The organism is Nitrosomonas halophila (assembly GCF_900107165.1).
GTDB lineage: Bacteria > Pseudomonadota > Gammaproteobacteria > Burkholderiales > Nitrosomonadaceae > Nitrosomonas > Nitrosomonas halophila.
Genome location: NZ_FNOY01000029.1, coordinates 21,670 through 33,468 on the forward strand (window position 1 = coordinate 21,670; position 11,799 = coordinate 33,468).

An 11,799-nucleotide genomic window follows, 5' to 3' on the forward strand; every position below is an offset into this window, starting at 1 on the left:
GAAACAATCGGTAATCCACATAGATGCATTGCCAACAGAATGTGATAATAAAGAATGGGTGATGCGCTTCATGCTTACTGTGCCTTGTACTGCACCCTGAAAGCTACACATCCCCACCCATTCATATGAAGAATTCAGGTTAGTTCATGCGCATATTTCTACAGATTACACTTTTCATTATTCTACTTTTGACTGGCCCTGGCATGGGGATTGCCAGCGAGTTGAATGAACAGTTGCAGGCTATTCAGGCAAAACTGGAGGCGCTTGGCAATGGCGAGGAAACGCCACAAAAGAAACGTCTGCGGGAAATTTACAACGATCACCAGCAGGTATTGCTGGATCACCAGGAATATCTGGGCAAAACCGCTGCTTACACGACACAACTGGAAAGCTATCCCAAACAGCTGGATGATCTGAAGAAGCGGGAAATTCCACCTGATGCCGCGCCGATCGATGCCGCAAGCCTGGCCAAGCTGTCATTGAGCGAATTGGAACAACGGCATGTGGCCACGCAGGCAAGTTTGTCCGAATTACAGAATCAACAGCAGAAATCGGCTTCCGATCTGGCCCGGCTGCGGCAGCGGGCAGTGACTATTCGCGAGGAGCTGGCGGCAACCAACCAGCAGCGCAGTGCGTTGACGGATAAATCTGCCGAGACCAAGAAAGAGACGGACAAGAAGATACAGGAAGCGCTCGAGCGCTATCGCGATGCGCACCTGCGGGCGCTGACCGATAAGACCCGGATGCTCGAGCTGGAAGCGCTGGCATTGCCGCATGCGATCGAGTACGCTGCTTTGCAGGAACGATTGCTGCTGATACCCAGGATTCGTTTGCTGGAACGGGAAGTTGAGCTCATGGCGGAGGAAATCAGCTGGAGAAGGCGGGCAGAAACCGAGCAGGTGGTTGAGAAAACCCAGCAACTGCTGGGCGAGAAGGATTGGGAACATCCGGCGCTGTCAAGTTTTGCAGAGGACAATCAGGCGTTTGCCAGGAAATTGAGTCATTACGCACAACTGTCGACCCAGCTGAAAGCCCGTAAAACGCGCAATGAGAATCGCCTGGCGCTGATTACGCAAAGTCATGCGGCATTGCAGCAAAGGCTGGAACTGAAAGGAGAGGATATCGCGCTGGGTACGGAAATCAGAAGACAGTTCAAAGAAATCATGATCAAGCCGGACGTGTCGCAGACCGAGCGGGAATTGAACCGGGCCCGGCTGGAATTGTTCCAGCTCGAGCAGGAAAAGCTGCAAATGATGAACGAAAAAGCCTACTTCCGAAAGATGATGGGGAATGATGGGGTGATCAGCAAGGATGCGCCCGATTATCAGCAGGTGGTCGATGCATTCAATGAACTGAAACAATCCCGCGATCAGATCATCGCGCAATTCATCGAAGTGCTGCATAACTATATCAAGGAGCTGCAGCTGCAGCTTGCCATTCAGAATCAGCTGATCGAGAGGATCGGCCAGCATAAGTTGCTGTTGAAGGAGAATTTGCTGGTGACCCGGAGCGCCAAACCGCTTTCCATGGAAATCGTGCAGGATACCCGGGATGCGCTCGATTGGCTGATTTCATCCAGGACATGGGCTGCATTGGAGAAGGTGGCCGCGACGGTCTGGCGTGATGTCGCGGCAGTGTTCGCGGTTTTCATTCTGTTTTTTGGTATCGCCATGTATATTTATTGGCCGAGCTATCTGAACTGGGAGCGCACTTGTAATAGCCTGCGCGGCAAGGTCAATCAGGATAAGCTGCTCTATCCCATCGGAATGTTTGTGACCGAGTTGATGATGGCGGTGTTTGTTGCCTTGCCTTTTCTGCTGACGGCCTTGATTTTGCGGCACAGCATGGACACTGAAATCAGTCATGCCCTGGCGGTCAGTTTCCGCGTGATGGGCGTAGCGGTTTTTGCCTGGATGTTTCTGTTTCTGCTGTTCCATCCCGAAGGATTGTTGATCGGGCAATTCAGATGTTCCGAGCGGCTGGTTGGCAAAATGTATCGGGATATCCGGCGCTATGCCCCCTTGCTGGTGATGTTGAGTGGTGTGATCGCTTTTACGGATGCGTTGGATGACGATCTCGTGCGCAATAGTATCGGCCGGCTTGCCTTTATTTTATTGTGTGTATTGCTGGCAGGCTGGGCGCTTGGCTGGATGGCGATGACCCGTGCGGGCAGGAAGCTGTATGAAGGAGAGACTTTCAGTCTGATCCTGAATCCGAGATTCTGGATGTCGCTCCTTTTTCTGTTGCAAGGCTATATGATTGCCATGGCAAGCGTCGGTTATTATTTCGCGGTGATTTATCAGTATCAGCTGGTATTCGAATCAATTGCCTGGACGGTATTTTGCAGCTTAGTATTTTATGTCGGCTTCCGGAGCTTGCTGATTATGCAGCGCCAGATTGCCTACGAGCGGGCAGTCGAGAAACGGGAGGAGATGCTGGCGCAACGTGCCGCGTCAGGCAAGGGGGAGACTGAGCAATTGGTGGACGAGAATTACATCGACATCAAAACTATCAGCAAGCAGTCCGCGACTTTGTTGAAAATCAGTATCTGGGGGCTGCTGATTGCCGGTCTCTGGGCCATCTGGATCGATATGCTGCCAGCGCTGGGTTTCTTGGAGAGAATTACCATTTGGCATGTTGCGGCCGAGCTGGAAGGCGAGGCCATCATGCAGCCGATTACCCTTCAGACCTTGCTGATTGCGCTGATTGTGCTGACTTTGTCGATGATCGCGGCCCAGAATTTGCCCGGCACGCTCGAATTGCTGGTGTTGCGCCATTTGTCGCTCAATACTGGTACTGGTTATGCCGTGACCACCTTGCTGCGTTACACAATCGTGATCATCGGGGTTTTTGTCACGTTCCAGAAACTGGGTATGGAATGGTCGAACATCCAATGGCTGGTCGCCGCGCTCGGGGTTGGCCTGGGGTTCGGTCTGCAGGAAATCTTCGCCAATTTCGTGTCCGGGCTGATTCTGCTGTTCGAACGCCCAATTCGAATCGGCGACATTGTCACGCTCAATAATATCAGTGGCACGGTGAGCAAGATCCACATTCGTGCGACCACCCTGATCGATTTTGATCGCAAGGAAATTATCGTGCCGAACAAGATATTCATTACCGAGCAGCTGACCAACTGGTCATTGAGTGATCAGGTGACGCGTGTAGTGGTGCCGTTGCGTATCGCTTATGGCTCGGATTGCGATAAGGTGCGCGCATTGTTACTGGAAATCGCAGACAATCATCCTTTAGTCTTGCATGATCCTGAGCCTACTGCCTTACTTTTGGAGTTTGGTGAAAGTTCGTTGAATTATGAATTGCGAGTATTTACTGGGCTGGTATCAGACAGATTGAAGCTGATGCATGAGTTACATGTATTGATCAACCAGCGATTTGCTAAAGAAGGAATCACGATCGCGTTTCCGCAGCTGGATGTACATTTGCACACCCCGGACGAGCAAAAAACCGCTGCTGCTCAGCCGATGGCAACCGGGTAAAAGTGGGTGGCTGAAGCGCGATTGCCGCTGCAGTTCGACCAAGCTGCTATAGCTAACCACGAATGGACACGAATGCACACCAATCGTTTAGTGGTCGTGCGCTCTTTGTTTGCGTTTTGTCATGCGGCAGGGTGAATGCCCGATAGCCAGTCTGCCTGGTTACGAGTGCAATGCAGCCAGAGCGATTTTCAGAATTCGTGTGCATTCGTGTCCATTCGTGGTTACCCCCAGCAAGGCCGGGTAACCCTCTGGCTGGTTGTCAGATAAAAATCATTCAGTGAAGAATTCGCGTGCCTTTTCCATCCAGGATTTCGCTTTGGGACTGTGACGGGAGCCGTCTTTCTGGCTGATGGCCTCGAATTCTTCCAGTAATTCTTTCTGGCGTGCAGTCAGATTGACTGGTGTTTCGATGATGACATGGCATAGCAGGTCGCCGGTGACGTGGTTGCGTACGCCGGTAATGCCCTTGCCGCGCAAGCGGAAAATTTTACCGGTCTGGGTGCCAGCGGGTACCTTGATGCGTGCATGGCCCTCCAGCGTGGGGACTTCGATTTCTCCACCCAGTGCGGCGGCCGCAATACTGATGGGAATTTCGCAATGCAAATGGTTGCCTTCTCGTTGAAAGACCGGATGACTGGCAAGATGGATCACGACATACAAGTCACCGGGTTGCCCGCCACTGACGCCTGCTTCGCCTTCTCCCGAGAGGCGGATGCTGTCTCCTTCGTCCACACCGGCTGGAATTCTGACCGACATGGTCTTGTGACGCTTGACTCGGCCCGATCCATGGCAGTCGTGGCAGGGGTCGGTGATGATCTTGCCGCTGCCATGGCATTGTGGACAGGTTTGCTGAATCGAGAAGAAGCCTTGCTGCATGCGGACCTGGCCTTGTCCATTGCAAGTTGGACAGGTCTTGGGGGATGTGCCGGGCTTGGCGCCGCTGCCATGGCAAGTGTCGCAGACATCCATTCTGGGAATGCGAATTTTGGTCTCTGTGCCGCGTGCGGCTTGCTCCAGCGTGATTTCTAGGTTGTAGCGCAGATCGGCGCCGCGATGTACATTGTTGCGGCCACCGCCACGCATGCCAAATAGATCGCTGAAAATATCGCTGAAGGCATCACTGAATCCTTGCGCACCCATGCCGCTTGCGCCAGCATTCAGACCGGCATGCCCGAATTGGTCGTAGGCAGCACGTTTGCTGGCATCCGAAAGCACCTCATAGGCTTCCTTGATTTCCTTGAATCGATCCTCGGCCTGGGCGTTACCGGCATTCCGGTCTGGATGGTACTTCATGGCCAGTTTGCGGTATGCTTTCTTCAGCTCACTTTCATCGGCATCCCGGCCGACTCCGAGTACCTCATAATAATCACGTTGACTCATAAAAATTCCTGCTAGCGAGAGGTCATTTGGACATTTGGGTGGATGTCCGGGTTATTGAATCCAGGCTGATGCACCAGCCTGGCTTTGAAATGAAGGATGCAAAACGCAGAGATCAGCGGGAGCATGCCGTTTCCCTGCCGATCTCTGCGTATTCTGGCCTTTTGGGGATCACGCGCGGTGCACGTGATGTCCTTAGGAGGCTGTCCGAAAATAGACTGATCTACTGCGGACGAACCTGCCAGGCGGGATTTTTCGATCCTTTTCGTTGAATAGAACCACTATTCGCCTCAAATGATCGAAAAATCCCGCTCAGCCAGCTTCGCCCTCGCTACAATCGCTATTCACGGACAGCCTCCTAGCCGTTATTTCTTGTCTTTGACTTCTTCAAACTCGGCATCGACCACTTCGCCTTCGACCGGCTTTTCTTTGGTCTGGCCGGATGTTGCGCCGGCACCGGCATCCGCTGGACCTGCCTGCGTTTGCTCCTGAGCGTAAATTTTTTCCGCCAGCTTCTGCGAGGCTTCGGTCAGCGCCTGAGTTTTGGCATCGATCAGGTCCTTGTCATTGGATTTGAGTGCATCCTCGGCATCTTTCAAGGCGGACTCGATTTTGGATTTTTCGTCGCCTTCCAGTTTGTCGCCATATTCATTCAGCGATTTTCTGACGGAATGAATCATGGCGTCGCACTGATTGCGGCTGTTGACCAGCTCCAGCGCTTTTTTGTCATCTTCGGCATGCGCTTCCGCATCTTTCACCATTGCCTGAATTTCGTTTTCGGATAGGCCGGAGCTGGCTTGGATTTTGATCTTGTTTTCCTTGCCAGTTGCCTTGTCCTTGGCGGATACATGCAAGATGCCATTGGCGTCGATGTCGAACGTGACCTCGATTTGTGGCATGCCACGCGGCGCGGATGGAATGTCCGTCAGATTGAATTGCCCCAGGCTTTTATTACCGGATGCCATTTCTCGTTCGCCTTGCAGCACATGTATGGTCACGGCGGTCTGGTTGTCGTCCGCAGTGGAGAATACTTGTTGTGCCTTGGTTGGGATGGTGGTGTTTTTCTGGATCAGTTTGGTCATGACACCGCCCAGCGTTTCAATCCCCAGCGAGAGCGGGGTCACGTCCAGCAACAGCACGTCTTTGACGTCACCCTGGAGTACACCCCCCTGGATGGACGCACCGATGGCCACTGCCTCGTCTGGATTGACGTCCTTGCGCGGGTCTTTCCCGAAAATTTCCTTGACTTTTTCCTGCACCTTGGGCATGCGTGATTGGCCGCCAACCAGGATGACGTCATTGATTTCGGAGACGGACAGGCCTGCATCCTTGAGCGCGGTCCGGCAGGGCTCGATGGTGCGCTCGATCAATGCTTCGACCAGGCTTTCCAGTTTGGCGCGGGTGATTTTGATCGCCAAATGTTTGGGGCCCGATGCATCGGCAGTGATGTAGGGCAGATTGACCTCGGTCTGCTGGCTGGAGGAGAGTTCGATTTTTGCTTTTTCCGCGGCATCCTTGAGCCGTTGCAGGGCCAGCATATCTTTCCGCAAATCAATGCCGCTTTCTTTCTTGAATTCTTCCACCAGATATTCAATCAGGCGCGAATCGAAGTCCTCGCCGCCCAGGAAAGTGTCGCCATTGGTAGCCAGCACCTCGAACTGATGTTCGCCTTCGATTTCGGCGATTTCGATGATTGAAATATCGAATGTACCGCCGCCCAGATCGTAGACCGCAATTTTACGGTCGCCTTCCTTTTTATCCAGGCCGAAAGCGAGGGCTGCAGCGGTCGGTTCGTTGATGATGCGTTTGACTTCCAGACCCGCTATGCGGCCAGCGTCTTTGGTGGCTTGCCGCTGAGAGTCATTGAAGTAGGCCGGCACTGTGATGACTGCTTCCGTGACCGCCTCACCGAGATAATCTTCGGCGGTTTTTTTCATTTTCATCAATACTTGGGCGGAGATTTCCGGCGGGGCGATTTTTCTGCCGCGCACTTCCACCCAGGCATCGTTATTATCGGCGCGCACAATTTTGTAGGGCACCATGCTGATGTCTTTTTGTACCATATCCTCATCAAAACGGCGGCCGATCAGCCGTTTGATGGCAAACAGGGTATTTTCCGGATTGGTCACAGCCTGGCGCTTGGCTGAGGCGCCAACCAGAATTTCATTGTCTTCCGTATAAGCGACGATCGAGGGGGTGGTGCGGGTGCCTTCGGCATTCTCGATCACCTTGGGTTTGTTGTTTTCCATGACGGCCACGCATGAATTGGTGGTTCCCAGGTCAATGCCAATTATTTTTCCCATAGTAAAATCCTTTAGATATCAAATTTGAGTGTATTCTGGTTTTCGAGATGGAGGCTTTCCAAGAAATATCAAGCTTCTTTTGCTTTTGAGACAGCGACCATGGCTGGCCGGATAATGCGGTCATGGAGCGCGTAGCCTTTTTGCATGACTTGGGTCACGGTATTGGGCGCTGCGTCGGATTCCATCATGCACATCGCCTGATGCTGGTGCGGGTCGAATTTTTCTCCCTGCGGGTTGATGGCATGGATGTTGAATTTCTCGAATATGGCAGCGAGCTGTTTGCGCGTGAGTTCAACGCCGTCTCTCAGATTCTCGGCTGTGGCGTTTTCTGAAGCCAGGGCTGCTTCCAGGCTGTCCATAACGGCCAGTAGCTCGGTCGAAAAGTTTTCGATCGCGTATTTATGCGCATTGGCAATATCGGTTTGCGCGCGCTTGCGGATGTTTTCGGTTTCTGCCTTGGCGCGCAGCCAGGCGTCATGATGCTCGACTGCCCGGAGTTCCGCTTCTTTCAGAAGCTGTTCGGGCGTTGGCGCGGGAGCTTGATCGATTTCCGCATGCCCGATAGGTTCCGCGGTGGCCTCGCTCTGGTCAGGTGCCGGCGTGCTGTCTGCCGCAAGTAACTCTTGTTCTTCGTGATCTGGTTTTTGATTATGTGGTTCCTGCATAGTTTCCTCCTGTGCTGTACGGGTCATGTTGGGGCCAAAAAACTGATTTCAACCCTGCAATGTAAAATTTTCAGTTGGCGGCTGTAATTTATTGCCAGCAGATGGCGATCGATCGAAAATGAGTTTTATGCACGCTGGGCTGAATTGCGCGATTCTCAAAGCACTGCACGGCGTTACATCGCCCTGAAATGTCCGGCGCCGGGTATGGCAGAGGACAGATTTTTGCGTCATGATTTATAATGCTTTCAGATGGTTATTAATTTCCGTGGGGTGCATGAAATTGCACCCCGTACTGATTTAGCGGTAGCCGCCATCGTGGGCAGGGTGCGCTTGCGTACCCTCAAACCGGCGAGGCATTGTCCTGAGCAGCCGCTGATATTGAAAAGACGATCCTGAGACGGCTATTTCCGGATCGCTCGTGGACGATGGGCCGTCCTGCGTTCTGTATTGGCAAGCGATTATGATGCCTGTCTGCATCAACCCATCTGGTTGCTCAATGCCCAATACGATTTGCGAGCCGGGTGGCCAGGCCGGTATAGTCTTGCGGCGTTAACTGCAGCAAGCGTTTTTTTTCGGCTTCTGGAATATCCAGTTTGTCGATGAATTGCTGTAGCGTTGCTTGGTTGATGCCTGTTTTTCCCCTGGTCAGCTCTTTGAGCTGCTCATAGGGGTTGGCGATGCCGTAGCGGCGCATCACGGTTTGTATGGGCTCGGCCAATACCTCCCATGCCTGCTGCAAGTCATCTGCCAGGCGAGTCCGATCGATTTCGAGCTTGCCAAGACCTTTGCGGCATGAATCGTAGGCCAGCAGCGTATGCCCCAGTGCGACGCCCATGTTGCGCAAGACGGTCGAATCGGTCAGATCGCGTTGCCAGCGTGAAATGGGTAATTTGTCGCTGAGGTGTCTGAACAAGGCGTTGGCAATCCCGAGGTTGCCTTCCGAGTTTTCGAAATCGATCGGGTTGACTTTATGTGGCATGGTGGACGAACCGACTTCGCCCGCCTTGGTTTTTTGCCGGAAATAGCCGAGCGAAACATAGCCCCAGATATCACGGTCAAGATCAAGCAGGATGGCATTGATACGCGCGTAGGCATCGAATAATTCGGCTATTGCATCATGCGGTTCGATCTGGGTGGTGTATGGATTGAAGGTCAGGCCCAGTTTTATGACGAAGGCCTGGGCGAATGCTTCCCAATCGATAGCCGGATAGGTGACCATATGTGCGTTGTAATTGCCGACTGCACCATTGATTTTTCCAGAAATAACTGTCGAGGCGAGACGTTCACGTCCTTGCTGCAACCGGTATGCAAAGTTGGCCAGCTCCTTGCCCATGGTGGTGGGCGTGGCAGGTTGTCCATGGGTGCGTGCCAGCATGGGCGCATCGGCCAACTCCCGGGCCAGGAGTGAAAGTTGCTGGATGAGACCATCGAGCATGGGCAGCATGACCTGATCTCTGCTATTTTTGAGCATCAAGCCATGTGCGAGGTTGTTGATGTCTTCCGAGGTGCAGGCGAAGTGAATGAATTCAGTGACTGCGGCGATTTCTGGATTCTGAACCAGGTTTTGCTTCAGCCAATATTCCACTGCTTTGACATCGTGGTTGGTTTGCGCTTCAATCGCTTTGACCACCTGGGCATCATCGATCGAGAAGTTTTCGAATAGCCGGTCCAGCTGTGCGGCGGTGTCTGCGGAGAAGGCTGGAATTTCAGCGAATGCCGGTTCATTGCTCAGCGCCTTGAACCACTCGATTTCTATCCGAACCCGATTATGAATCAAGGCGTATTCGCTGAAGTGAGGCCGCAAAGCGGCTACTTTTTGTTGGTAGCGGCCATCCAATGGAGAAAGTGCATAAAGCGATGAAGTGCTCATGAGTGTGTGACGTGAGTTCCGGAATTGAGATTGAAACAAGAGCGCGCATTCTAACACAGGCCGGTCTACTAACGGATGGCGCACGGCCGTATAATCAGTTTTTGGATTGAGAAAGGATAGAAGCATGGAACTTATCGGATCGCTGACTAGCCCCTATGTGCGCAAGGTGCGGATCGTTCTTGCAGAGAAGAACATTCCGTACCAGTTTACAGTTGACCCGCCTTTTGGTCCCGATAATCAGGTTGCAAAAGTGAACCCGCTTGGTAAAGTGCCTGCCCTGATTACCGATGACGGGCAAGTCTTGTTTGATTCGCGCTTGCTGGCCGAGTATCTCGATGGCATGGACGCGCCTGCGCTGATTCCGGTATCTGGATGGGCGCGCTGGCGGGCCAAGCGCTGGGAAGTGCTGGCTGACGGCATTTCGGATGCGTGTGCTGCCATTTTTCTCGAACGGAAGCGGCCGGCAGCACAGCAAAGCCCGGAGTGGATCGAGCGCCAGCAAAAGAAAATCGAATTGGGATTACAGGTTGCCGCGCATGAACTGGGAGAAAAGCCTTGGTGTGAAGGCACGTCTATAACCTTGGCAGATATCGCGCTGGGATGTGCGCTCGATTACTTGTCTTTTCGTTTCCCGCACGATAACTGGCGTGAGTTGTTTCCAAATCTTGCCGGGTTGGCTGATAAACTGGTGCAGCGGCAGTCGTTTATTCAGACTGCGCCCAAAGATTGAGTGTGAAGGGCGTTGAAGGGCTTTGTTTGGATTGCGGCCGGCGTCATCCTGGCTTGAAAGCTGGCCTTGGTGGGAGATAATGCTGGGTGCTGATTTGCCCGGCTTGCAAGCCCCTGAACGGCATTGCCGTGCCTTAAAACCGCGCACAATAGCGCCTTCTGCTGAAAAACCTGGTTCAATCGTTCGAGGAGCTCAATTTGCGCGCGTGTAGTGAACACTGGACAGCGTCGGGCATGTTCTATCGTTGCTATGGTGATCAGTCCGGAGGCACGGCCTTGGTTCTATGTCATGGTCTTGCCAGTAACGGTAGCCGTTGGCAGGAGTTGTGCAATCAGCTGGTTCTGCCGGCTGGCTGGCGCATCCTGGTGCCCGATTTGCGCGGCCATGGGCGCTCAGACTGGCGTGGCAGGGTGGGTAACCGGCAGTGGCTGGATGACCTGGCGCAAATGCTAGACGACCCATCCATCGTGCGTTACGTGATCGGTGGCCACTGTCTGGGCGCCAACCTGGCGTTGCGCTATGTCGCCCGCTCTTCTGCGGGCTGCCTGGGCCTGGTGCTGGTCGAACCCATGTTGCCGCTGGCCTTGCAGGGGTTTATGCGAGTATTGAGTCGCTGCGGCGGATTGCTGTCGGGCGTGGCAGCATTGATCCGATTGGGTAACTGGATTGGTATTTACCGGCGCGTGCTGCCCCGGCTCGATTTGTTCGAGCTTGATCGCAGCACGCGGGCAGCGATGCAAGTGGCAGGCACGGATCATCCTTTGCGGCGGCGCTATGCAGCGCCTCTGCATGATTTGCGCTATACCCATAGCGCTGCCTACCTGCAGGCATTGCGCGCAACGCTGCAGGCGTTGCCATCCTTCGCAACAGTCAAGGTGCCATGCCTGGCATTCATATCGGCGAGCGGATTGTTTGGTGATCCCTTGCGCATACGTCTGGCACTGAGCCAATTGTCAGATGTGGCCATTCACGAGCTCATGGCCCGGCACTGGATTCCAACCGAGCAGCCCGACGCGCTTTGCCAAATCCTCTCGGACTGGCTGAGTGATCGCAAATAGATCCGTAGGCCTTGGCTAGGAGGCTGTCCGAGAATAGCGACTGATCTACTGCGGACGAGCCTGGCTGGCCGGATTTTTCGATTCTTTTCGTTGAATAGAACCACTGTTCGCCTCAAATGATCGAAAAATCCCACTCAGCCAACTTCGCTCTCGCTACGATCGCTCTCGGACAGCCTAGTACCCAGCATCCGAAATATATCCGATAATCTATACGAGCAAAGGTTTGCCAATATAAGTCCAGCGAAACGACTTTGCCAAGGTTTCATTGAAGAACTCAATAAAAGCCAGGATACGCTGATTCA

General features: G+C 53.4%; 7 protein-coding genes. 3 read left to right on the top strand and 4 right to left on the bottom strand.

The genetic code is table 11. The features are described 5' to 3' along the window. Nucleotides 1-146 precede the first annotated feature (146 nt). The gene (locus BLV85_RS08190) at nucleotides 147-3,494 is read left to right on the top strand and encodes a mechanosensitive ion channel domain-containing protein (RefSeq protein WP_090414117.1); all 3,348 of its coding nucleotides are present in this window, start codon (nucleotides 147-149) and stop codon (nucleotides 3,492-3,494) included. Between the two features lie 270 nt (nucleotides 3,495-3,764). Here BLV85_RS08190 and dnaJ read toward each other — a convergent pair whose 3' ends face one another. The 4 genes from dnaJ to purB form a co-directional block, all read right to left on the bottom strand. Further along, on the bottom strand, nucleotides 3,765-4,874 hold the full coding sequence (dnaJ, locus tag BLV85_RS08195; protein WP_090414119.1) for a molecular chaperone DnaJ: 1,110 nt from the start codon (nucleotides 4,872-4,874) through the stop codon (nucleotides 3,765-3,767). A 362-nt stretch (nucleotides 4,875-5,236) separates the two neighbouring features. Further along, the gene (gene dnaK / locus BLV85_RS08205) at nucleotides 5,237-7,174 is read right to left on the bottom strand and encodes a molecular chaperone DnaK (protein WP_090414123.1); all 1,938 of its coding nucleotides are present in this window, start codon (nucleotides 7,172-7,174) and stop codon (nucleotides 5,237-5,239) included. Between the two features lie 68 nt (nucleotides 7,175-7,242). Then, entirely contained in the window at nucleotides 7,243-7,839 is a 597-nt protein-coding gene (gene grpE / locus BLV85_RS08210) for a nucleotide exchange factor GrpE (protein ID WP_090414125.1), read from the bottom strand. Between the two features lie 493 nt (nucleotides 7,840-8,332). Next, nucleotides 8,333-9,709: an adenylosuccinate lyase gene (gene purB, locus BLV85_RS08215; RefSeq protein ID WP_090414126.1), complete on the bottom strand. Its 1,377-nt coding sequence runs from the start codon at nucleotides 9,707-9,709 to the stop codon at nucleotides 8,333-8,335. Nucleotides 9,710-9,833: 124 nt separating this feature from the next. Here purB and BLV85_RS08220 point away from each other — a divergent pair, with 124 nt between their 5' ends. Both BLV85_RS08220 and BLV85_RS08225 read left to right on the top strand, forming a co-directional pair. Then, a complete protein-coding gene (locus BLV85_RS08220; RefSeq protein WP_090414128.1) occupies nucleotides 9,834-10,439 on the top strand; it encodes a glutathione S-transferase in 606 nt (201 codons plus the stop codon). Nucleotides 10,440-10,636: 197 nt separating this feature from the next. Next, nucleotides 10,637-11,497, top strand: coding sequence for an alpha/beta fold hydrolase (locus tag BLV85_RS08225; RefSeq protein ID WP_143032306.1), 861 nt, complete (start codon nucleotides 10,637-10,639; stop codon nucleotides 11,495-11,497). Nucleotides 11,498-11,799 lie beyond the last annotated feature (302 nt).

Bases quoted from the DNA above. Each gene is read 5' to 3' on its own strand.
- BLV85_RS08220 (WP_090414128.1), top strand. From the start codon at position 9,834: ATGGAACTTATCGGATCGCTGACTAGCCCCTATGTGCGCAAGGTGCGG.
- dnaK (WP_090414123.1), bottom strand. From the start codon at position 7,174: ATGGGAAAAATAATTGGCATTGACCTGGGAACCACCAATTCATGCGTG.
- grpE (WP_090414125.1), bottom strand. From the start codon at position 7,839: ATGCAGGAACCACATAATCAAAAACCAGATCACGAAGAACAAGAGTTA.
- dnaJ (WP_090414119.1), bottom strand. From the start codon at position 4,874: ATGAGTCAACGTGATTATTATGAGGTACTCGGAGTCGGCCGGGATGCC.
- purB (WP_090414126.1), bottom strand. From the start codon at position 9,709: ATGAGCACTTCATCGCTTTATGCACTTTCTCCATTGGATGGCCGCTAC.
- BLV85_RS08190 (WP_090414117.1), top strand. From the start codon at position 147: ATGCGCATATTTCTACAGATTACACTTTTCATTATTCTACTTTTGACT.